The sequence below is a fragment of the Arcobacter suis CECT 7833 genome (genome assembly GCF_003544815.1).
In the GTDB taxonomy this organism is placed as follows: Bacteria; Campylobacterota; Campylobacteria; order Campylobacterales; family Arcobacteraceae; genus Aliarcobacter; species Aliarcobacter suis.
On record NZ_CP032100.1, the window covers coordinates 1,647,854 to 1,670,908 of the forward strand.

Here is a 23,055-nt window from a genome sequence, read left to right on the forward strand (position 1 = left end):
ATTAATTATCTTTTAAAAAATTTAGAACTATCATTCCATAGAATTTACCATCTTTATAAAACTCAGCTCTATATTTTGTTTTATTATTATCAATTGAATAAATATCTTGAATATCACTTTTTTTAACTAAGATATCATCTTCACTATCAATTCCTTCTTTACTAAAACCAATAATATTTACCCTAAAATCACTTTTAACTATTTTAAAATCATTTTTTATATCTATTTGATTGGCAAAAGAAGTTTCAACTTCTTTATTATCAACAATAATTTTAACTTTATTAGTTGTAGTTGCTACATCAAAAATTTGAGGGTATAAATCAGATACTTTTATATTTCCTATATAGATTTCATATTTGTTGTCATTAAATTTAACTTTTGCAAGAGTATGTGTAAAATCAAATTTATTATCCTCTTTTTTTAAAGGAACATATCTCATATTATTTTTAATATCACTCAAATTAAGAGATATATTATTATTTATTGTAACTTTTTCAAAATCAAAAATTTTACTTTTTATATCTTCATAATTATTTATATCAAATTCTCTTTCAAATTCAATATTCATAATCTTCATAAATTCTTCAATAGATTTTAATTGATAAATCACTTTATGGGTTAAATCTGTAATATTTTTACTTGTTTCTATGGCAAATGCAGGTTTATTATGAGTTACAGCAAAATAAGTCAAAGATTGTTGCATTTGGTCATCTTTTAGTTTTGTTTGTGTATTTTTAAGACCAAAAGAGTGATACTCTTGAAATAAATTATCTTTATTTACAATACTATTAACTTTTGTTGCAATCTCGTCTAAATTACCAAATTTATCAAGTCCATTTATTTTTTCTTGATCAATAATAGTTGCTTGTCCCCAAGCATTAGGATTGAAATTAGCATCTTCATAAATATCTCTATAAAATCCAAATCCATCGTGTAAATTTAAAATTAAATCCACTTTTTCTTCTAAAATAATCTCTTTTATTCTATTTACAGTTGATAAATCATTATCATTTTTATCAATAAAATTAAATTTTCTATTCATATCACCATAAATTCCCCTGTTATTTGCCATAATACTATCGACATTCAAATTAGGAATAATCCATATATTTCCTGATTTAATCTTGTAGTATTTCTCTAAAAAAGCTGGAGCAAAATAACCACCAGGTTCGTCACCATGAATTCCACCTATAATCAAAAGGGTATGTTGATTAGGATTTGTCTCTTTTTTATATAAATCAAAAGGTGTATTTGAAGCAAAAAGACAAATTAACGGAAAAAAAATAATAATAAAACGCATACTTCTCCTAAAATCAAATTATTTTATAAAATAAAATGGTGGCAATCATAACACATAGCTATTTAGAGAAGCGTTAAAACAAAATATATAGTGTCAAACACTTTTATTATTTTATTTTAATAGGAAGCAAACTCAAAAAACTCAAAGCCTCAGGAAGTGAGAATAAAGCATTTTGTATATCGTTTTGTTTTGGATCAATTAGATAGTTTTTTGAGGTTTCAAAATTGGCTTTTTTTAGATTATTTTTTATAAAAACTGTTTGTGCTAAATCGCAGTTATCAAAAAGTGATTTTTCCAAATTACACTCCTCAAAACCACAATCTTGTATCAAAGAATCAATAAACTTCATTTGTCGCAAATCCATAACATGAAAAGAGTTTTGAGAAATATTACAAGAATCAAACCTAACTTCAAAAGGCTCTTGACAAGAACTCCATGAAATTCCAATAAGTTTACAATTTTCAAAAGTAACATCATTAAAAGTACAAGATTTTAATGTAGCTAAAGATAAATCACAATTTATAAATTTACACTCAGTAAATTTACAGTTTTGCATAAGACTTTTTGAAAAATCACATTTTATAAAAGTGCAATCATCAAAATAGATAGAATCTAAATTTTTATCATCATACTCAATAAACTCTTCTTCCCAATAATCATTTGTTTTAAACATTTTTCTTCTTTTTTTATTCATTTTATTTTGTAAGACTTTTCCAAGTACCAGCATTATGAACATCTTTAAATCCATTTGCCATTAAAGTACGCTTTGCTAAACCACTTCTACTTCCACTAGCACAACATAGAATTATAGGCTTAGTATTATCTAACTCTTTCATTCTATTTTTAAGTACCCCTAATGGGATATTGATACTTCCATCTTTGTGACCGTATGCAAACTCTACTTCACTTCTAACATCAACAATCTGTCCACCTTGATTCATCAAAGTTGGAACAATTTTTAATACCTTACGTTGGGTATATTTTTTATAAGCTATATAAGCCACTAAGAAAATAAATACATAAATTGCATTGTCGTTCAAAATTTTTCCTTTATTCTAATTCATCTTTGTGAACTATAGAGTTATATTCTTGGGAATAAACAAGTTCACCTGAATATAATTGTTCAACATACTCTTTAAACCATAAAGAGAAACTTTGAGATATGATTTCTCGCTCACTTGATTGATACCATAAAGTAATAATTTGCCCTTTTGTGCCACTCGCAGTTGGACTTAAATCAAGACAATAATGATCTCCACAACCATCACTTGTAAATGGTATCCAGTTTATATTCCACCAATCATTTTTAACTCCATCATCAGGAGTTGAAACTTTGCCTTGAAGTTTAGTTTCCAATAAGTTTTTCCAAATATTAAACTCTTCAATAATACGGTAAGTTGATAAAAACTCCAAAGAATCAAAAAGCCAAGCAGCTTCACCTTTTTGACCATTATGTATTTTTAATACACTAATAAAATCATTTGGTAATTCAACTCCAAGAGTGTTTGTAAGTTCATTTATTTCATCATCAGTAGCAGGTGGATTTAAATCTAATAAACCATCACTATAATTAAGACTAAGCCATTGTTTAAACTTGTCAAATTCTTTTTTCATTTAAATCCTTTAAATATTTTTGTATTCTAATGAAATCTGACTTAACTGCAATTAAGTGCGTCATCAAAATTAGCTAGAGTAACAACCTCACCTGCAATCATGCTATCAATATGAATATCACCAATCCTAATTCTTACTAGTCTTAAGGTAGCAAAACCAACAGCAGCGGTCATTTTTCTTATCTGACGGTTTTTCCCTTCACAAATCGTAATAGAAATCCAGCTAGTAGGACCATGACTTAAACCACGAATATTACGACCACGAGCGGGAAGTTTAGGCTCATTTTCTAGCACGAATGCTTTACAAGGAAGGGTTAGATAAATAGTTCCATTAACGCTAATATTAACACCATTTTGCAGCTGTGATATTGCATCTTGCGTAATCTCTCCATCAACTTGCACGTAATACTCTTTTTCTATACCTTTATCTCTTACTTGAAAGCTTTTCATACCGTCAGTTGTTAGTAACAACAATCCTTCTGAGTCGTGATCTAGTCTGCCAATAGCCATAATCTTATCAGGGAATGGAAATAACTCACCTAATACCTTTTTCTTCTTTCGTGTTTCGGGTACAAACTGACTTAAAAAACCGTATGGCTTAAATATTTTGAAGTGCTGGTGATTTTGCTCTTGGGTAGAGAGTTCTATTGGATTGTTTTGAGTAGTATTTAGCATTAAAGGTATCCTTGAACCCATTGAATATAGGCTTCTGTTGTGGAATTATATTCCTTTTATTTTAAATTATAATTAGTTAAGTATACTGTCCTTAAATTTAAGAAAAACAACCTAAGGAAAATAAATGAAGAGATCTATTGGAATGAAAAGTTCTTATGCTTTAATAGCTAGAAGTGTAGATTCTGAAATCACAAAAATATCAGCTGGTAATTTTGCTTTAGGATATGAAAGTAAAAGTGGACTATTTGTAGTTCAATATTATGGTCGTTCTGATACAGATTTAAATCACGAGATTAAAAATTGGATTGGTAAATATAAAAGATTTAAATTCTTCTATGCTTCAAGCCCAAAAAGTGCTTTTGAGAAAGAGTGCAAAAATTATCATACTTTTGATAAAAATAAAATAGATAATAAAACCCACCCCGAAAAACCTGAAAATACAGATTATACTTGTCCTTATTGTCAATAATTAAGTTAGTCAAATAAGTGACTAATTTTTTTATTCTTCCAAATATCGTTCTTGAAAAAACATCGGCATCATTTTCATCACAAAAGGATATTGTTTTAAAATCTCACTCATTACATCATATACAACTGTTGCATCTTCTGTTGCGTATTTGATTTGTCCAGAAGTTAACTCTTCATTTTCCCAATTTGATCTTGACATATTTTTTGATTTTTGTAATTTTTCATTCAAGATTATCGAAGCTGCTTTTTTAGCTCCAATTTGGTTTTTAGATGAGAGTTTTTTGAATATATCTTCAAGGTCAATCATTGATTTTGCTCTTAGATTAAATTGTCTAAAAAGTGCTTCATTATCGCCTTTTAATCCTGTTCCTATTTTTATAATTTTTTCATCTTCCAAAAAATCTATAAGTGGTTTTAGGTTTTTGATTTGTTTATTTTGAATAAGATAACACTTACTTTGGGTAGCTAGTTGAATAAGACAAATACCATTATCAGCTTGACCTTTTTTAAATGTTGGCTTTTGTTCACTATCAAAACCTATAAAAGGAGATAATAAAATTGTGTTCATTGCCTCTTGTAATTGTTCGCAAGTATTAATAACTTCAATTGTTCTATTACCAATTGTATAAGGAGTTTGTAAATCACTTTCATTACTTGAATTATCCATTAAATCAAAAAGTTTTATCATTGATTTTAATTCATAAGAGCCATTTTCTAAAATATTTTTCAAGACATTTTCAACTTCATTTTCTAAATCATCTTCACAAAAATTTCGAATTAGATTTAATCTATCTTGATTGGAAATCACATTTATTATTTTGATTTTAAACTCCTATTTAATACAAGCATTTTTAAAAAAGTATTGTAACATAAAGAGCTTAGACGACTTTTATCGCCCTTTTTATTAGCATTTTCTCTTCTTCTGTTGAGAGATAACGCCACTTACCAAGTTCAATGTTGAGCTTAAAACTACCAATACTTATTCTATTTAGCTCCAAAACTTTCAAGGGTGTTCCAAATTTTGGGTCTTTTAATGCGCCAAAGAGTCTGCGAATATGGCGATTTTTTCCTTCTTCTAGTTCGACTCTAAGTTTTGTTTTTGCACCACCATTACCTATTCTTTCGACCTTTGCTTTCAGTAGTCCATGAATACTCTCGACACCTTTTCTAGCATCAATAATATGTTCATCTGTTACATGACCTCTAACCCAAACTTCATATATCTTAATACAATTACCAGGTTTTGTTAAAGCATCATTTATTTTTCCATTTCTTGTAAATAATAAAAGCCCTTTGGATTCTAAATCAAGTCGTCCAATAGGCATCCATCCATCTTGAAAAAGCCAAGTTGGCAAAAGATTGTAAACAGTTTTTCGCCCAAGGTCATCGGATCTTGTGACTAAATATCCCTTTGGTTTATTTAGAGCTAACAGTATTTGAGAATCGTTTGTTGTTATATTCATGGGCTACATTCCTTAAGTATGTTTGATAAGCCCTTAGTTTCAGGGACAGGATACTTGTAAAGTATTCCCGCAATTTCTTAAGTTGTAGTAAAAGAAAGATGATAGTTATTGTTTATAGGTTACATTATATGATAAAAAATGAGAAATTCAAGAAAAGAGTATTTCTTGAATTATAATTATGATTGAAATTTCTCACCTGCAGCTGCTGTAAATGTCATTTCAACCAATAAATTGGGGTCAACTAATTCAGCTTTTACACAAGCTCGACTTGGTGCAGTTCCATCGGGAAACCATGAATCCCAAATCTCATTTAAACCATCAAAGTTTGCAAAATCTGTAATATAAATCGTAACTGCCAAAATTCGTGTTTTATCACTATCAATTAAAGCAAGAGTTGCTTTGGCTTGATCAAATATTTGTTTTACTTGCCCTTTAATATCTGCACTTGTATCTGAATCTGCGACTTCTGTAAAAGTAGCAATTCCATTAAAAACTGTCACATCTGACCATCTTTTGCATGGATTTATTCTGTGAATTTTCATTTATTCTTTTCCTTGATGTATAAGTTTTATATTTTATTAATTATAGATTTTATCTTAAAGCACTTTAAAGCTATAAAATTAATAAATACTTAATAAATAATATTATCATTATCTGTTATAATTATTTCATATTTTTATAAGTGAAAACAATATGAAATTAAAACTACTTCTTCTATCAATTTTTTATATATCAAATCTTTGTTTTGCACAAGAAACTCCAATCAAAATTGGGATTGCACCACACTCATCAACTAGAGTAATTTTAGAATTTCATCAAGATTTGAGGCTTTTTTTAGAAAATTATTTTAAAAGACCTGTTCAGATTTTAACAGCAAAAAACTTTAGTGAATTTACTAAACGCTCAAATGAGGGAACTTATTATGATTTGATTTTAACTTCACCAAATCTTGCAGTTCTTGCCCAAAAACTAGGTGGATATAAACCTATTATGACTTATTCAAAAGGTCTGTCAACTATTCTTTTAGCAACTGATAAAAATATATTAGAAAGTAAAAAACTACCACTTCATGTTATTGGGTTAGACCCTGTCTCTTTTCCTACATTAGATGCACAAGATTGGTTGGAAAAAAATGGCTTTGAAGATGGAAAAGAAATCAAATATACATACACAAGTGCAACAGATAGCTCAATATCTATACTTCTAAATAATAATGCCGATATGATAATTATGTCTTTACCAAATTATATAAAACTTATGACAAAAGAGATTAAAGACCTAGTACATATAATATATCAAAGTGAACCAAAACCAAGTAGAATTTATCTAGCGAAAAGCGCGGATGGTATTACTTTAGAAGAGTGGGAAACTGCACTTGATGCTTTTTCAAAATCTCCTGAGGGTAAAAGTCATTTGGAAATTACAAAACTTGAAGGCTTTAAAAAAATTGAACAAAAAGACTTAGATAGTCTTGGTTCAATAGCAGATAAAACTATGGAAAGGTTAAATAATTAAATGAGATTATCTTTATCTTGGAAATGGGTAATTGCAAGTTTATTGATTGAGAGTTTAATGCTTACATTAATGGTAATAAAAAATGTAAATCAACTTGAAATAAACCTATCTGCTCAAACTAATGTAAGACTGGATGAACAAAAAATATTGTTAAAAAGTGCTTTAGTTGCACCTCTTGTTCAAATGGATTATGCAACTATTAATGCAATTTTAAACGAGACTAAAAATATTCTTACAATAGATTATCTAGCAGTTGTTGATAATCAAAATAATTGTATTTCAACTGTTGGATTAAAAGATTGTTTAAAATTACCAGAAAAAGAGTTAAACCCTTTTAGTAAAGAATCACTTGAAGATGAAAGATTTGATACAAATATTCCTATAACTTTATTTTCTGAGTCATTAGGGAAAATCTATTTAGGTCTTTCTACAAAGTTTTATGTTCAAGCAAAAAAAGAGATGATTACTCGAAGTATTATTATTGCAATAATGGAGTTAATATTATCAGCAATTTTACTTATTACTGTGAGTAAATGGATTATAAAAAATCTAGTAAAATTAACTCATAGTGCAGATGCAATTGCCCGTGGAGATTATTCTCAAAGAATAAATTTAGGCAACAGTAAAGAGACAATTGAACTTCAAGAATCTTTTAATCTAATGGCTAGAAATATAGAAAAAAGTATACTAGATTTAAAACATTTAAATCAAAAAGAAAAAGAGTTATTTGAAGAATTAAAATCTCAAGTAAAAATTAATCATGAGCAAGATATTCTTCTTAAACATCAATCAAGGATGGTAATTATTGGGGAAATGCTTAATAATATTGCCCATCAATGGAGACAACCTTTAAGTGCTATTACCGTTCAAATGAGTGGATTAAAACTAAGAAAAGAGCTAGACCTTAGAGAAGATGAAGAGATAGAAAATACAGCAGATAGTGTAATGAAATATGCAAATTATTTAAGTAATACAATTGATGATTTTAGAGATTATGTAAAAGATTACAATAGCAAAAAAGAGTATTTTAATATTGAAACTTCTTTAAATAAAGCCCTTGATATAGTATCTGTTTCCTTAGAAAATAATTTTATTACCCTAAATATTGAACACAGTGAAAATGAATTATTAGTAGATGGTGTGATAAATGAATTAACACAAGTTTTTATAAATATACTTAATAATTCAAAAGATATATTAAATGAGAATCATATACAAGAAAAACTAATAGAAATAAAATTTTTAAAAGAAAACAACAAAATCACTATCACTATTCAAGACAATGCAGGTGGAGTAAAAGAGGATATTATTCATAAAATATTTGACCCATATTTCACTACAAAATATAATAATCAAGGTACAGGAATTGGATTGTATATGAGTGCAAAAATTATTCATGAACATTTTTTAGGTCAGATAATTGTTAAAAATGAAAATATAGAATTTAATAATAAAACCTATAAAGGTGCAAAATTTTTCATAATTTTACCACTATAATCTCTTTTTAATTGAATGATAAATGAGGAATATTATTCTCCATTTAAAACAGACATAACTGTTGCTCTACTTGTATTTAAATCTTTTGTTATCTTTGATATATTTAAATCGCCATTTTCTGTATAGTAATTTTCATCATCTAACATTTTTAATATAGTATCTTTTTTATCAAGTATCTCAGCAGAAGTTTGTCTAGTCTCAAAAGTAAAATCTTTTTCACTCATGGTTTTAAGTGCTTCCAAATCTTTTTTGATTGTTTGGAGTGTGACTTTCAGTTCTTTTGCTAAATCTTTTGGGTCTTCAATACCTCTTAAAATCAAATCCCGTAAAGCTATTCTTCTTGTTTTGATTTTACGTCTGCGATGATAAGAAATTTTCATTATAATTTTGTCTTTAAATTTTATAAAATTTCTAATTCAAAAGGCTCAATATGAGCGTTGTATTGTTTGAAATTATTTATAAAATGTTTGTAATGTGGGGTTTCGTAGTGTTTGTTTAATGCTTCTTCACTTTCCCATGAATCAATCACAATAAATTCAACAGGATTATTTTTTGTTTGAAAAACTTCATACATCAAACATCCCTCTTCTTTTTTAGACTCTTCAATAGTCGATTTAAGTAATGCTTTTAGTTCTTTTATACAATCTCTTTTTGCTAAAAATATTATTTGTCTTGTAATTGCCATGATTATCGCTTTTATTGGTATTTTTTTATATTCTAGTTAATAGTTGTCAAACAAAGTGAAAATTAACCAGAAAGCTATTTCATAATCTTTTCAAATCTAAACATTTCATCTTCTTCCAAAGATTCTTGAGATGTATGATTAGGATCTGGTCTATACTTATTGTAAAATTCTACAATTTTAAAACCACATTTATTCACATAAAAATGGATGTTTCTTTTTTCAAAATACGGAGTAACCGTTTCCCAAATCTTTGTTTTTGGATGTTCTTTTTCAATTGCTTCCCAAGCAAGGTGTCCAATTCCACGACTATGATTAGTTGTCATAATGAAGAAAAAAGCAAGAGAATTATGCTGAGTAATCTCATTAATATAAATAATAGCTCCTCCAACTAATTCATTTTCAAAAAATATACTGTAAACAATAGAATTATCAGTCTTAATTGATTCATCAATATCTTGATCAGAAGGAATAGGTTCTTCTAAACTATGTCCAAATTCTTTTTCTGCAGATACTCTGAAAGATTCTTGTAAATCGGATTTAAACTTATCTAATTCATGTAATTCAGTTTTTCGAAGAATTACAGATTTTTTTTCAATATTTTCATTCATTTTTTATACTCTATTTTAATTTGTCATATCTAAAATATCTAATTCAAAAGGCTCAACATGAGTATTGTTATTAGCATAATTATAGTTTTTTTTGATATTTTTGTATTCTAGTTAATAGTAGCTTTAGTTTCTATATTAATAGTTATGTTAGAATCTTAATAAATAAAAATTTATGGACAATTATAATAATGAAAAAAAATACTAACAAAAATATAGAAACATTCCAAGAACTTGTAAATTCAAGTGATTATTCATTTATAGAAAAACTTAACAGTGACCCTGATGCAAAATTTAATGGAGACAATAAATTATCAAGAGAGGTTTTTAGTGGTCACTATGTACCAGTAAGTCCAACTGCGATTAAAGAGCCAATATATATTTCTCACAGTGCTAATTTTTTTAAAGAATTAGGCTTTTCTGAGAACTTAATAAAATCAGAAGATTTTATCAAAATGTTTTCAGGTGATATGTCTAATATTTCTAAACTTGAGCAAAATACAGGTTGGGCGACTGGATATGCACTATCTATTTATGGAACTGAATATTATGCCCAATGTCCTTTTCAAACTGGAAATGGATATGGAGATGGTAGAGCAATCTCAGTTTTTGAAGCTCTTATAAATGGTAAAAGATGGGAATTTCAACTAAAAGGTGCTGGAAAAACACCATATTGTAGAGGTGCAGATGGGCGTGCAGTTTTAAGGTCAAGTGTTCGTGAGTTTTTAGCCCAAGAACATATGCACGCACTTGGTATTCCAACATCAAGGTCTTTAACTCTATTTACTTCTAAAAAAGAGCAAGTAACAAGACCTTGGTTTAGAGATAATTCTTACTCAAAAGACCCAGAAGTTATGATTGAAGAAGATGTTGCAATCACTACAAGGGTCGCATCTTCGTTTATAAGAGTTGGACAACTTGAACTTTTTGGCAGACGTGCTAGAAAAAATGAACATGAAAATGCTTTAAAAGAATTGGAAATGATTGTTTTACATTTGATTGATAGAGAGTACAGTGAAGTAATCAATCAAGAGTTAAAACTAGAAGAAAAAGTTATTTTACTAGCAAATGAGTTTCAAAATCGACTTACATCAATGGTTGCTAACTGGATAAGAGTTGGATATTGTCAAGGTAACTTCAACAGTGATAACTGTGCAGCGGGAGGTTTTACTCTTGATTATGGACCATTCGGCTTTATCGAAATGTTTGACCCAAAATATCAATCTTGGACAGGTGGAGGAATGCACTTTTCATTTTTTAATCAACCAATTGCTGCTTTAAAAAACTTTAAATCGTTTTGTAGTGCTTTAAAACCATTACTTAATTCAAATGCTCAGACTTTAGAAGAACTTGAAAAAATTGAAAATAACTTTTCAAAAATCATGCAAGAAAAAATGGAAAAGATGTGGGCTAAAAAACTAGGAATTGATAAGTTTGATGTTGAATTGTTTGAAGAACTTATGAATCTTATGATAGAAACAAAAGTTGACTATACTATATTTTTTAGAGAACTTTCAAATATTCCAAATGACATCAAAGAACTAGAAAAAAGTTTTTATGGAAGTTTGAAAAATGAAAATATAAAATCAAGATGGAATAATTGGTTAGAAAAATGGAAATCTTTTATAAATGTAAATGATAAAAAGTCTAAAGAGAGCCTTTCAAATCAAATGAAACTAATTAATCCAAAATATACTTTAAGAGAGTGGCATTTAGTTTGGGCTTATCAAGAATCGCAAAACGGAAACTATGAACCAGTAAATAAACTACAAGAGATAATGACAAATCCATACGAAGAACAGACAAAAGAGATAGAAGAGAAATATTATATTAAAAAACCTTCAGATTTTTTTGGAATAGCTGGTATATCACATGTGAGTTGTTCTTCGTAGAGGGGATTAAATATACATTCCTAAGCTGGAGCTTGGGAACGAAGAAAAAAAAATTAATATGCTAATATTCATTTATTTTAGCTCTTAATAAATTTATTCCTTATCTTTATAAATATATTTTCTTTAATTTTACTTGCTAGATATATTAATATGATAATTACTAATGAATAAGGAAATGTTCTAATAAAAAAAGTTATTGTAAGTCCCAATATTCCACCAAATACAGTTATAGCAAGTCCAAAAAATAATATTATTTTTATTGGATTACTTTTAAAAATTGCAATATAAACTTTTAATTTAGTTAAAAAACTTTGTTTTTTACTAAAGTCTTTATCTAAAGATAAAATATCATCATAATATAATTCTGATTGTCCATTGTTTACTAAAGGTAAATAAGTTTCATTAGAATATTTATAAAAAGCTTTTTTATTTTCATATTGTTTATGTAATTTTTGTTCTCTTAAATAAGCATCATCATAATATTTAAATATCAATGTTTCTTGAATTAATTTATAATCATTCGAACCATTATGATTAAATCTATCTATAATATTTTTAGAAGTTGTAAAACCTATTTTATAAAATGTTCCTAAATCAGTTTTTAATTTTATATAGTATAAATTCCCAGATTTTTGATATTGAGTACTCATTTTATATCTCCATAGGTATAATTTATAAATTAGTCATAGATAAATTTTAGCAAAAATTTCTAATAAGTTTTATGTAGATTTTGCCAAAGTTTGGCGAAGATGTACTACAAGTACATCGAGCCAAACTTTGGTGAAAGATGCGTGAAAACTATTAGAAATTATTCCCACTCGATAGTTGCTGGTGGTTTTGATGAAATATCATACACTACTCTGTTGATTCCATCAACTTCGTTGATGATTCTTCTTGAGATTGTTTCTAATATTTCATGTGGAATATGTGCAAAAGTTGCTGTCATTCCATCTGTTGCTTCTACTATTCTTACACAAACTGTGTTGTCATAAGTTCTATTATCACCCATAACTCCAACAGATTTTACGTTTAATAATACTGTAAATGCTTGCCATGTTTTGTCATAATAACCAGTTGCATGTAATACATCTAACATGATAGTATCAGCTTTTCTTAATAACTCTAAATCAGGTTTATTTACATCTCCCATGATTCTAATAGCAAGTCCAGGTCCAGGGAATGGATGACGTCCAATCATAGATGCTGGAAGTCCTAACTCTAATCCTAAAGCTCTAACCTCATCTTTAAAGATTTCTCTTAAAGGTTCAACTAATTCAAATTTCATCCAATCAGGTAATCCACCAACATTATGGTGAGATTTGATAGTTTTTGAAGGACCTTTTACAGATACTGATTCAATAACATCTGTATAAAGTGTACCTTGTGCTAAAAACTCAATTCCTTGGTGTTTTTTAGCTTCTTTATCAAATACTTCAATAAATGTTGCACCAATGATTTTTCTTTTTGTTTCAGGGTCACTAACACCTGCAAGTTTTGTTAAGAACTCTTCGCTAGCATCGACAGTGATTAGTTTTACACCTCTACTTTTGAACATAGCTTCAACTTGTTCTCTTTCATTTGCTCTTAATAATCCATTATCAACAAAAACAGGAATAACTCTATCACCTATTGCTTCTGCTAAAAGTGTTGCTACAACTGAGCTATCAACTCCACCTGAAACACCACAAAGAACTTTTTTATTTCCAACTTGATCTTGAATTCTTTTTATTTGCTCTTTTGCAAATGAACCCATATTCCATGTTGATTCACAACCACAAATATGTTTTGCAAAGTTTTTAAGTAGTTTTGAACCTTCATCTGAATGGTAAACTTCTGGGTGAAACTGGAATGCATAAATATTTCTATCTGTGTTTGCAATAGCTGCATAAGGTGAATTTTCACTTGTTGCAATTTTTTCAAATCCTGATGGAATATTTTCTACTCTATCACCATGTGACATCCACACAATTTGACCATCTGTTGTGTCTTTAAAAATTGGATTTTCAACTTCAAATTTTAATTTTGCTTTTCCATATTCATGGTGGTGTGCAGGAACTACACTTCCTCCAAAATGTTGAGAAATTAATTGCATTCCATAACAAATACCTAAAATTGGAAGACCTAATTCAAAAATTGTAGTATCAGGATGATAAGCATCTTCAGCATAAACAGAAGCAGGACCACCAGAAAGAATAATTCCTTTTGGAGTTCTAGCCATGATATCTTCAATGCTCTCACTATAAGGCACTATTTCAGAATAAACACCTGATTCTCTTAGTTTTCTAGCAATAATTTGAGTATATTGACTACCAAAATCTAATACTACTATTGGGACATGTTTCATATATTATTTTCCTTCATATTTCAAACCATAAGATTTAAATATTACAAATTTTAATCTAATATTCTATCGAAAAAGTTGTAAAAAAACGGTTAAACAAAAAAAGGGCTGCTAGGAAAATCCCAACAGCCCTTTATAGATTTTTAGTAATACTAAAAATTAATGTCCTATTCCTAACATTTGATATTGAATATACCAAATAACAATTGATACTATATATCCAACTAAAATAGTCCATGCAAATTTCATATGAGAACTAAAGGTATAAATACCATGCATTTTTCCCATAACCCCAACACCAGCAGCTGATCCAAAAGAGATTAATGAACCACCAACTCCTGCTGTCATAGTAACCAACATCCATTGATCAACACCCATTTCCGGATTTGCTTTTAAAATAGCACTCATAACTGGAACATTATCTACAATTGCAGATAAAAATCCAACTCCTATATTTGCCCAAGTTGGTCCTAAAACATCAGGATGATAAACAACTGCTGCAAGTCCTAACCATCCCACAAAATATAATACACCAACTGCTGCTAAAATACCAAAGAAAAACATCAAAGTGTTATTTTCAATTTTTGCCATTGAATGAAAAATATTAAAATGATCTACCCCATATTTTTTATTTAAACCATAAGAATAAACTTTAAGTAAAGATAAACCAAACATCATTCCCCACATTGCTGGTAAATGTAATACTTGATGAGATAATACTGCACATGCAATAGTTAATACTCCAAGAAGCATAACTACTTTTGCACCTTCTGCCATTTTTGGTACTTCTTCTTTTGATATATCAAAAACAGGTACTATATTTGGAACAAACTTTGATAATAAAAAAGATGTTACAAAAAATCCTAAAAATGCCGATGGAAATAAATAAATAAAATCAGCAAAGTGACCTTTTCCCGCTGTCCATGCCATAAGTGTAGTAATATCACCAAATGGAGACCAAGCACCACCAGCATTTGCAGCAACAACGATATTTATAGCACCTGGTACTAAAAAATCTTTTCTCGTTTTTTCAATAGTTATTAAAACTGTTGATAAAATAAGAGCTGTTGTTAAATTATCAGCAACAGGAGATATAAAAAATGCTAAAAATCCAGTTACCCAAAATAGCTTTCTATATGTATAACCTTTTGAAATCAAGTTATATTTTAATCTATCAAAAACTCCCATATGAAGTAATGATTCAATATAAGTCATCGCAACAAACAAGAAAAAGAAAATACCAGCAATTTCTAAAATTAAATGGTTCGCTTCTGTATGAACTAAATTCATATCTAAATCATTTAATACATAATAAATAGCAACTAAAATAAACATAAATGTACCAATAAATAAGGCAGGTTTTGCTTTATCTATTAAATATTTTTCTTCTGCTGCAACAAAATAATAACCAACAACAAAGATAAGTAAAGTTGCAAATCCAACCCATGTCATGGTTAAATCAGGAATTCCATCACTATTTACAGAACTTGCAAATAAAGATAAAGATCCTAATAATAAAGTTACTATAACTTTAAACATTAATTCTCCTTAATATAGTGAGCGCCAAGAGATTTCTTTCGCTCTAAAGCAGATTTTAAAATCGATTTAGCTGTAAGTAATCTTAAAAAAAGTAATCTACCAACATCTAATTTTAAATACTTTTCTATTGTTTCTAGTGTAGTTTTAAGATTATTTGGGTTTCTTACGATTGATGCATGTGTCCACATCATTTCTCTTAAATTATCTTTTATATCTTTGTCAATTTCTTTATTTCGTATGTAATTAATGATTGGTTTATCATAATTTTCTTTTGTGATTTTAAAATCATCTTTTAATGCATTTTCAACTGCAATTTGAGAAAAAACCAATCCCTCAAGTAAAGAGTTTGATGCCAATCTATTTGCACCATGAACACCAGTGCAAGCAACTTCACCAATAGCATATAAGTTTTTCATTCCTTTTACTTTTGCATCTAAAGATGTCTCAATTCCACCCATTGAATAATGAAATGCTGGAGAAATTGGAACTCGTTCAAAAGGTAAATCATAACCTAACTCTTTTAGATTTGAATAGATATTTGGAAATCTTTTTTTAAAAGCTTTTTTCTCAAAAGTTTCAAAAGATAGATAAACTCCTAAACCTGTTTTTTTGTTGTAATCAAAAATAGAACGACTAACAACATCCCTTGGAGCTAATTCACCATCTTTATGATAATCAAATAAAAATCTATATCCATTTTCATCAACAATATAAGCACCCTCACCTCTTAAAGCTTCACTTAAAAGTGGTTTTCGAGCAAATGAAGTTCCTTTTACAACTGTTGGGTGAAACTGCATCATTTCCATATCTTTTAATGGGAGATTTTTTTCAGAAATAATCCCTTGAATTTCACCAGCATTTGCAGTTGAGTTTGTATGATATCTATAAATTGAACCAACTCCACCACTTGCAATTATTGTGTTGTGAGCATAAACTACTTTTTGATTTGTTTCATCTGTAAAATATTGAACTCCATAACAAACGTCATCTTTTATTAATAAATCACAAACTACTGCTTGAGTTATTATTGCATGAGGACAACGCTCTAATAAAAAAATATGAATCATTCTTCCAGTTGCATCACCATCTGCATGTAAAATTCTATTTCTACTATGTGCTGCTTCTTTTGTAAACGCTAATTCGCCTTTTTCATTTAGGTCAAATTTCATTCCTGAATCTATTAAATTCTTTATTGTAGAAATTGATTTTTTACTTAAAAGCTCAACCGCATTTTTATCATTGTAGTTAACACCTGCTGTTAATGTATCTTGAATATGTGCTGGAATATCAGCTTCATCAACTGCACTTGCAATTCCTCCTTGAGCCCAAAAAGTATTACAATTCCAAGTTGACATTTTGCATAAAATCAAAACTCTTTTATCTTTTGGAATCAGTCTTGCAGCATTAAGCCCAGCAATTCCAGTACCTATTATTATATAATCATATATCATTGAGGTGTAGCTTCGTTGCTATTTTGTTTTACTGAAGAATCTTGTTGAATATATATTGGATCAGCTTTGTAACCACAACCGCTAAATGATAATATAAAACCTGCTATAATTAGCCCATGAAAAAAATTAATGAAATACTTAGTCATCTTAAAAATAATCCTGAATTCAGTAAGATTAATACATCTTTTTTAATTAAAAAGTTTATAGAAGTTCTTCCTTTAAAACTAAAAAAAGGAGTAAAGTTTGCTTATGTGAAAAATCAAACTTTGTTTTTTGTATTAACCCATCCTGTTTATAAAATGGAGTTTGAGTATAACAAAGCAGATATAAAATCATTATTAAAAAATTTCAAGATTGCAAATGTTGAAGATATTGGATTTTTTATTACGAATGTTATTGAAAAAAAAGAAGAAGCAAAAGCACCAATTTCCCTTTATGTTGAGAGATCATATGGAATTTTTGAAAATAAAGCAAAAAATGAACAAATATTCAGAAAATTTGAAAAGATAAGAGAAATTATAAAAAATTCTTAAATATTTTTTCTCTTTGTTTATAATCAGGACAAAATTCTTCTACCAAATCCCAAAACTTTTTTGAATGATTTTTATGTTTTATATGAGCTAATTCATGAATAACTACATATTCCATAAGTTCAATTGGAAATTTCATAAGTAAAATATTAAAATTCAAACCATTTTTATAGTTGCATGAACCCCAAGTTCTTTTGTTTTTTCTATATTTTAAAGAAGTAGGAATTAGATTCATTTTTTTTGAATACATATCTACTAAATCTGGTAAATATTTAATAATCTCTTTTTTATAAAAAGTATCTATATTTTTTATTTTAAAATCTTCTAATTTTTTTCTAACACCTAAATATAAAAATTCATCTTCATTTATATTTTTTTCTTCAAGTCTAATAATAGAATTTTCTATCCAAGTCATTTTTTTTTGGATTAAATCTTTTGCCTCATATAATGTGTAATAAATATTTGTTTTTATTTGAATTAAAGTTGGATTTAAAACTCTTAAATAAACATGTTTAATATTTCTTCTTTTTTCTAATTTAACGGTTACTAATTTCTGATTTATTTCAATTTGGAAGCTCAAACTTTTCCTTAAGTAATTATTTGGTAAAATCCCGAACTATTATATCAAAAATATAATGTTAATTTTATTGAGGGAAATGCTAATGAAAATTGCAAACAGAATGGAAACTCTGTCTCCATCGGTTACTATGGCAATTACTGCCTTAGGTAGAGAGCTTAAAGCTCAAGGTAAAGATATACTAAGTTTTAGTGCAGGTGAACCTGACTTTGATACACCTGAAATTATTAAACAAGCAGCTATTAAAGCTATTAATGATGGACATACTAAATATACAGCAGTTGAGGGTATTATCGCTACCAAGCAAGCAATTATTAACAAACTAAAAAAAGACCACGGTTTAGAATATAAATTAGATGGTATTGTTATAAGTAATGGTGCAAAACATTCATTATTTAACCTTTTTCAAGTATTAATTGAAAATGGTGATGAAGTTATTATTCCAGCACCTTATTGGGTTACATATCCTGAACAAGTAAAATTTTCAGATGGTGTTCCTGTATTTATTGAAACTGATGATTCAACTGATTTCAAAATTACACCAGCTCAATTAAAAGCTGTAATTACACCAAAAACAAAAGTATTACTTTTAAATACTCCATCAAATCCAACTGGTTCTGTTTATTCAAAAGAAGAACTATTAGCTTTAGGAGAAGTTTTAAAAGGTACAGATATTATTGTATTTTCTGATGAAATGTATGAAAAAATAATGTATAACGGTAAAAAATTTACAGCAGCTGCTGAAGTTTCTGAAGATATGTTCAAAAGAACAGTTACAATCAATGGTTTAAGTAAAGCAGTAGCGATGACTGGTTGGAGATTTGGATATATTGCAACTTGCGATGTAGCATTAGCAAAAACATTAACAAAACTTCAAGGTCAAGTTACTTCAAATATCAACACAATGACTCAATATGCAGCTATTCCTGCACTTGAGGGTGATGCTGATGCTGATATTGAGATGATGAGAGTTGAATTTGAAAAAAGAAAAAACATAGTAGTTAAATCATTTAATGAAATTAAAGGTTTATCAACAACAGATCCAGATGGTGCATTTTATGTTTTTGTAAATATCAAAGAAGTTTCTAACGACTCGATGAAATTCTGTTCAGATTTATTAGAACAAAAAGGTGTAGCTTTAGTTCCTGGACTTGCTTTTGGAACAGAAGGCTATGTTAGATTCTCTTTTGCTACTGATTTAGCAACTATTCAAGAGGGAATTAAAAGAATTAAAGAGTTCGTAGAAAACAAATAATGACTTCTCAAAAAAAAGCTACCGTTGTTTCATCAAGTGTTGCAGCGTTACTTACACTTATAAAACTTGCAATAGGAATCGCTAGCGGTTCTGTTGCAGTTTTAGCCTCTGCAATTGATTCTGTTTTAGATATGTTTGTATCTATTTTTAACTATTTTGCTATTTCAAATTCTGAAAAACCAGCTGATAAAATTTTTAATTATGGAAGAGGGAAAATTGAAGCTTTAGCTTCTGTAATTGAAGGTACCATTATTACTATTTCTGGTCTATTTTTACTCTACCAAGCCGTACAAAAAGCTATAAATAATCAAGCATCTCAATTTTTAGAAATTTCTATTTATGTGATGATTATTTCTTTGATTATTACAATTTTATTAGTAATTTATTTAAGTTATATCGCTAAAAAAACAAATTCTATGGTTATAAAAGCTGATGCACTTCACTATAAAACAGACGTTTTTAGTAATCTAGCTGTTTTAATCTCATTATTACTTGTAACTTTTACTGGGTATGAGATAATTGATGTAATTGTGGGTGGAGGAATTGCTTTATATATTATTTATTCTGCTTATGAATTAATCCATGATGGTATTTTAGTTTTATTAGATAGAGCAGTAGATGAAGGCTTAGTTTTAAAAATAGAAGAAATAATAAAACAAAATGATAAAGTAAATACATATCATCTACTAAAAACAAGAGAAGCTGCTAATCAAACTTTTGTTGAAGTTCATTTAGTTTTTAACTGTTTAATAACACTTATGGAAGCGCATAAGGCTAGTGATTTTATCGAAAATAGTATAAAAAAATTGGATGAAAAAAGAGATTGGATTATAAATATTCATATGGATCCATATGATGATTTTAAGCTAAATGACACAAATCATTAAAGGAAAGTCTTTAAGACTCCCCTTTTAAACTATTCATTTTTTCATCAATTAAAGCCAATGTTCTTTCTTGAGTTTTGTATGAGATTTCAGGAAGTTCTCCACCAAACATTTTTTTAGCCTCTTCAAAACCTTGAACAATTCCATCTCTTCCTTTTTGTAATAGTTCTAAATCATCACCTGCAAAACTAAATACAAAATTTGATACCCTATCTGAAGTTTGAGTTACCCCAAAAAAACCATTTTCACTTACTAAATCTTTTGCTTCATCTTGTGTTAGTTCAGTAATTGGTTTCCCTTCATATCCTATATTTTTAAGACTCATTCCATTTTGTGTTTCTTTACCACTTAAAAAGTCTAAAACATCTCGTTGATTACCACTTAAACTAGCTTGAGTTAAAGTATTTCCTTCAGTTACAGATGAAGCATTCATTGCTATAAGTATGTATTGAGCATTCATTGAAATAGCAACACTTACTGCTGAATCATTTATAGTTTGTTCTAAAGATTTTTCTTGTGATTTTTCTTCAACACTATTTTTATCATTTTGATTATTTGCATTTACACTTTGATTTTGTTTAAATGCACTAAGAGCTGTATTTGTACTATTTTGAACTTGCATAGAAAACTCCTTTTTTTAAATTATACATTTCTTAAAATTAATTTAAACTTAATGAAATTTTAAGTAATAATTATAAAACTAAACTTTTCATAAAACTAACTAAAAGTAAATCTTAACCGATTTTTGGGTATATTAATACCTTATTTATATAAAAAGAAGAATACTATATGGCTTTAATAGACTTACAAAACATTTCAAAACAATACGACACAAAAGTTATTTTAAAAGATGCAAATTTTACTTTAAACCATGGGCAAAGAATTGCTGTTATTGGTCAAAATGGACAAGGTAAATCTACACTTTTTAAAATAATTATGAAACAAACAGAACCTGATAGCGGTGAAATGGCTATCGATAAATCTCTAAAAATCGAAATGCTTGACCAACAACCAAAATTTAAAGCAAATCTAAATGTAAGAGATGCCATAGAAAACCAATTAGCTGAATTAAAATCTGCTAAAAATGAATATGAAAAAATCACCAACCAACTAATGACTGATTATGAAAATGAAGATTTAATACGAAGACAAAGCGAACTTGCTTCTTTTTTAGAGTTTCACAATGCTTGGGATTTGGACAATATGATTGAGAGAGTTTTAGTGGAATTCCAACTAAAGCAGTATGAGTTTAAAGATGTAAATCTTTTAAGTGGAGGAGAACAGCGTCGAGTTAGTCTTGCTGGATTATTACTTAAAAAACCAGATGTTTTACTTTTGGATGAACCTACAAATCACCTTGATGTTTATATGGTTGAGTTTTTAGAACAACTACTTTTAAAAAACAATTTCACTTTACTTTTTATCTCACATGATAGATATTTTATTGATAATATTGCAACTTCTGTTGTTGAAGTTGATGGTGGAGTTTTACGAAAGTTTAACGGTGGTTACTCTTCATATTTAGAACAAAAAGAGCATCTTTTAGAAAATATGCAAAAAGAGCATGAAAATTTAATCAGGCTTGTAAAAAGAGAAGCCCATTGGATGCAACATGGTGTAACTGCTCGAAGAAAAAGAAATGAAAGAAGAAAATCAGAGTATTTTGATTTAAAACAAAAAGCTCGTTCAAATCCAGCAGCTATTAGAAAAATGTCACTAGAACTTCAAAGGGAACAAAAATCTTTTAATACAGATGACAATCAAAAAAATAAAAAAAAGATGCTTTATGAACTTGATGATGTTTGCAAAAGTTTAGGTGATAAAAAATTAATTATTGATTTTACAACTAGAATTTTACAAAAAGATACTATCGCTATTGTGGGTCCCAATGGAAGTGGAAAATCAACGCTACTTAAAATTTTTATGGAAAAAATGAAAATAGATAGCGGAGCATTTAAAAAAGGTGATTTTGAAATAGGATATTTTGACCAACAAAGGGAATCTTTGGATGATAATAGAAATTTATTAGAGACTTTTTGTCCAAATGGAGGAGATAGGGTTGTCCTACAAGATGGCAGAAATATGCACGTTTTTGGATATTTGAAAAATTTCTTATTTCCAAGGGAATATCTTGATAAAAAAGTTGGAGTTTTAAGTGGTGGAGAAAAAAATAGAGTTGCACTTGCCCTACTTTTCACAAAAAAGGTTGATTGTTTAATCCTAGATGAGCCAACAAATGACTTAGATATTCCAACAATTAATATTTTAGAAGAGTATTTACAAAACTTCCAAGGTGCTTTGATTTTTGTATCACACGATAGATATTTTGTAGATAAAATTGCAAAAAAACTTTTTGTATTTCAAGGAAATGGTCATATTATGGAGAGTTTCCAACCATATAGTGAATATTTAGAAATTGAAAAAGAGTTAAAAGAATTAGATAATCTTGAAAGTGAAATAGCAAAAGAAGCAATATCTGAAAAAGTTGCACCAACTGTTAAAAAACAGACAAAGTTATCATATAAAGACCAAAGAGAATATGATATGTTGCCAAAAGAACTTGAAGATTTAGAGTTAAAACTTCAAGAGATAAATGCTTGTTTGATGAATCCAAAATGTTATGAACAAAAGGGAATTGTAGCCATGTCGCAAGAACTTGATGCTACAAAAGAGATTTATGAACAAAAAGTTGAAAGATTTTTGGAACTAGAAGAGTTAATAGAAAGCTTTAATTCTTAAAAAGATATAATTTAATAAACAAATAA

25 protein-coding genes are annotated in these 23,055 nt (G+C 28.3%); 8 read left to right on the plus strand and 17 right to left on the minus strand.

What is annotated here, in order from left to right; all coding sequences use genetic code 11:
- Nucleotide 1: 1 nt before the first annotated feature.
- From ASUIS_RS08515 to ASUIS_RS08535, 5 genes are all read right to left on the minus strand, one after another.
- The gene (locus tag ASUIS_RS08515) at nucleotides 2–1,300 is read right to left on the minus strand and encodes a M99 family carboxypeptidase catalytic domain-containing protein (protein ID WP_118886636.1); all 1,299 of its coding nucleotides are present in this window, start codon (nucleotides 1,298–1,300) and stop codon (nucleotides 2–4) included.
- A 106-nt stretch (nucleotides 1,301–1,406) separates the two neighbouring features.
- The gene (locus tag ASUIS_RS08520; protein WP_192941176.1) at nucleotides 1,407–2,036 is read right to left on the minus strand and encodes a pentapeptide repeat-containing protein; all 630 of its coding nucleotides are present in this window, start codon (nucleotides 2,034–2,036) and stop codon (nucleotides 1,407–1,409) included.
- Entirely contained in the window at nucleotides 1,996–2,340 is a 345-nt protein-coding gene (locus ASUIS_RS08525; RefSeq protein ID WP_204513369.1) for a rhodanese-like domain-containing protein, read from the minus strand. Before ASUIS_RS08525 ends, ASUIS_RS08520 begins: the two co-directional genes overlap by 41 nt.
- Nucleotides 2,341–2,350: 10 nt before the next feature.
- Nucleotides 2,351–2,914 (minus strand): SMI1/KNR4 family protein, encoded by a 564-nt coding sequence (locus ASUIS_RS08530; protein ID WP_118886637.1) that lies wholly within the window; start codon nucleotides 2,912–2,914, stop codon nucleotides 2,351–2,353.
- A gap of 41 nt (nucleotides 2,915–2,955) precedes the next feature.
- Nucleotides 2,956–3,588 (minus strand): pseudouridine synthase, encoded by a 633-nt coding sequence (locus ASUIS_RS08535; RefSeq protein ID WP_118886638.1) that lies wholly within the window; start codon nucleotides 3,586–3,588, stop codon nucleotides 2,956–2,958.
- Between the two features lie 124 nt (nucleotides 3,589–3,712).
- Between ASUIS_RS08535 and ASUIS_RS08540 the strand changes: the two genes are divergently transcribed.
- Entirely contained in the window at nucleotides 3,713–4,057 is a 345-nt protein-coding gene (locus ASUIS_RS08540) for a hypothetical protein (RefSeq protein ID WP_118886639.1), read from the plus strand.
- Between the two features lie 30 nt (nucleotides 4,058–4,087).
- Here the strand turns inward: ASUIS_RS08540 and ASUIS_RS08545 are convergent, their stop codons facing one another.
- The 3 genes from ASUIS_RS08545 to ASUIS_RS08555 all read right to left on the minus strand — a co-directional run bounded on the left by ASUIS_RS08545 (nucleotide 4,088) and on the right by ASUIS_RS08555 (nucleotide 6,061).
- Nucleotides 4,088–4,864, minus strand: a complete 777-nt coding sequence (locus ASUIS_RS08545; RefSeq protein WP_118886640.1) for a 3'-5' exonuclease — start codon at nucleotides 4,862–4,864, stop codon at nucleotides 4,088–4,090.
- A 70-nt stretch (nucleotides 4,865–4,934) separates the two neighbouring features.
- Nucleotides 4,935–5,519 (minus strand): pseudouridine synthase, encoded by a 585-nt coding sequence (locus tag ASUIS_RS08550; RefSeq protein ID WP_118886641.1) that lies wholly within the window; start codon nucleotides 5,517–5,519, stop codon nucleotides 4,935–4,937.
- A 176-nt stretch (nucleotides 5,520–5,695) separates the two neighbouring features.
- On the minus strand, nucleotides 5,696–6,061 hold the full coding sequence (locus ASUIS_RS08555; protein ID WP_118886642.1) for a RidA family protein: 366 nt from the start codon (nucleotides 6,059–6,061) through the stop codon (nucleotides 5,696–5,698).
- Between the two features lie 151 nt (nucleotides 6,062–6,212).
- On the opposite strand from ASUIS_RS08555, the gene ASUIS_RS08560 reads away from it, so the two are divergent.
- Complete coding sequence (locus ASUIS_RS08560; protein WP_118886643.1) at nucleotides 6,213–7,034, plus strand: phosphate/phosphite/phosphonate ABC transporter substrate-binding protein; 822 nt, start codon at nucleotides 6,213–6,215, stop codon at nucleotides 7,032–7,034.
- The gene (locus ASUIS_RS08565) at nucleotides 7,035–8,531 is read left to right on the plus strand and encodes a sensor histidine kinase (RefSeq protein WP_118886644.1); all 1,497 of its coding nucleotides are present in this window, start codon (nucleotides 7,035–7,037) and stop codon (nucleotides 8,529–8,531) included.
- Between the two features lie 32 nt (nucleotides 8,532–8,563).
- On the opposite strand, the gene ASUIS_RS08570 is transcribed toward ASUIS_RS08565, so the two are convergent.
- The 3 genes from ASUIS_RS08570 to ASUIS_RS08580 form a co-directional block, all read right to left on the minus strand.
- Nucleotides 8,564–8,911 carry a hypothetical protein gene (locus tag ASUIS_RS08570; RefSeq protein ID WP_118886645.1) on the minus strand — a complete coding sequence of 116 codons (348 nt, stop codon included), beginning with the start codon at nucleotides 8,909–8,911 and terminating at the stop codon, nucleotides 8,564–8,566.
- 20 nt (nucleotides 8,912–8,931) lie between these two features.
- The gene (locus tag ASUIS_RS08575) at nucleotides 8,932–9,216 is read right to left on the minus strand and encodes a putative quinol monooxygenase (RefSeq protein ID WP_118886646.1); all 285 of its coding nucleotides are present in this window, start codon (nucleotides 9,214–9,216) and stop codon (nucleotides 8,932–8,934) included.
- Between the two features lie 74 nt (nucleotides 9,217–9,290).
- Entirely contained in the window at nucleotides 9,291–9,824 is a 534-nt protein-coding gene (locus tag ASUIS_RS08580) for a GNAT family N-acetyltransferase (RefSeq protein ID WP_118886647.1), read from the minus strand.
- Between the two features lie 188 nt (nucleotides 9,825–10,012).
- Here ASUIS_RS08580 and ASUIS_RS08585 point away from each other — a divergent pair, with 188 nt between their 5' ends.
- Nucleotides 10,013–11,713 (plus strand): protein adenylyltransferase SelO, encoded by a 1,701-nt coding sequence (locus ASUIS_RS08585; RefSeq protein ID WP_226799882.1) that lies wholly within the window; start codon nucleotides 10,013–10,015, stop codon nucleotides 11,711–11,713.
- 77 nt (nucleotides 11,714–11,790) lie between these two features.
- On the opposite strand, the gene ASUIS_RS08590 is transcribed toward ASUIS_RS08585, so the two are convergent.
- From ASUIS_RS08590 to ASUIS_RS08605, 4 genes are all read right to left on the minus strand, one after another.
- Nucleotides 11,791–12,363, minus strand: coding sequence for a hypothetical protein (locus ASUIS_RS08590; RefSeq protein ID WP_118886649.1), 573 nt, complete (start codon nucleotides 12,361–12,363; stop codon nucleotides 11,791–11,793).
- A 158-nt stretch (nucleotides 12,364–12,521) separates the two neighbouring features.
- A complete protein-coding gene (gene guaA, locus ASUIS_RS08595) occupies nucleotides 12,522–14,057 on the minus strand; it encodes a glutamine-hydrolyzing GMP synthase (RefSeq protein WP_118886650.1) in 1,536 nt (511 codons plus the stop codon).
- 156 nt (nucleotides 14,058–14,213) lie between these two features.
- On the minus strand, nucleotides 14,214–15,593 hold the full coding sequence (gene nhaD, locus ASUIS_RS08600) for a sodium:proton antiporter NhaD (RefSeq protein ID WP_118886651.1): 1,380 nt from the start codon (nucleotides 15,591–15,593) through the stop codon (nucleotides 14,214–14,216).
- Nucleotides 15,593–17,044, minus strand: coding sequence for an L-aspartate oxidase (locus tag ASUIS_RS08605; RefSeq protein ID WP_118886652.1), 1,452 nt, complete (start codon nucleotides 17,042–17,044; stop codon nucleotides 15,593–15,595). Before ASUIS_RS08605 ends, nhaD begins: the two co-directional genes overlap by 1 nt.
- Nucleotides 17,045–17,160: 116 nt before the next feature.
- Between ASUIS_RS08605 and ASUIS_RS08610 the strand changes: the two genes are divergently transcribed.
- The gene (locus ASUIS_RS08610) at nucleotides 17,161–17,577 is read left to right on the plus strand and encodes a DUF721 domain-containing protein (protein WP_118886653.1); all 417 of its coding nucleotides are present in this window, start codon (nucleotides 17,161–17,163) and stop codon (nucleotides 17,575–17,577) included.
- On the opposite strand, the gene ASUIS_RS08615 is transcribed toward ASUIS_RS08610, so the two are convergent.
- Nucleotides 17,561–18,154: a M48 family metallopeptidase gene (locus ASUIS_RS08615; RefSeq protein ID WP_118886654.1), complete on the minus strand. Its 594-nt coding sequence runs from the start codon at nucleotides 18,152–18,154 to the stop codon at nucleotides 17,561–17,563. The two genes, ASUIS_RS08610 and ASUIS_RS08615, sit on opposite strands and share 17 nt — an antisense overlap.
- An 82-nt stretch (nucleotides 18,155–18,236) precedes the next feature.
- Here ASUIS_RS08615 and ASUIS_RS08620 point away from each other — a divergent pair, with 82 nt between their 5' ends.
- Entirely contained in the window at nucleotides 18,237–19,406 is a 1,170-nt protein-coding gene (locus tag ASUIS_RS08620; protein WP_118886655.1) for a pyridoxal phosphate-dependent aminotransferase, read from the plus strand.
- Entirely contained in the window at nucleotides 19,406–20,293 is an 888-nt protein-coding gene (locus ASUIS_RS08625) for a cation diffusion facilitator family transporter (RefSeq protein WP_192894425.1), read from the plus strand. The genes ASUIS_RS08620 and ASUIS_RS08625 overlap by 1 nt, the downstream gene beginning before the upstream one ends.
- 10 nt (nucleotides 20,294–20,303) lie before the next feature.
- Here ASUIS_RS08625 and ASUIS_RS08630 read toward each other — a convergent pair whose 3' ends face one another.
- The gene (locus ASUIS_RS08630; RefSeq protein WP_118886657.1) at nucleotides 20,304–20,912 is read right to left on the minus strand and encodes a hypothetical protein; all 609 of its coding nucleotides are present in this window, start codon (nucleotides 20,910–20,912) and stop codon (nucleotides 20,304–20,306) included.
- A gap of 167 nt (nucleotides 20,913–21,079) precedes the next feature.
- Here ASUIS_RS08630 and abc-f point away from each other — a divergent pair, with 167 nt between their 5' ends.
- Nucleotides 21,080–23,029, plus strand: coding sequence for a ribosomal protection-like ABC-F family protein (gene abc-f / locus ASUIS_RS08635; RefSeq protein ID WP_118886658.1), 1,950 nt, complete (start codon nucleotides 21,080–21,082; stop codon nucleotides 23,027–23,029).
- The last annotated feature ends 26 nt before the right edge of the window (nucleotides 23,030–23,055 follow it).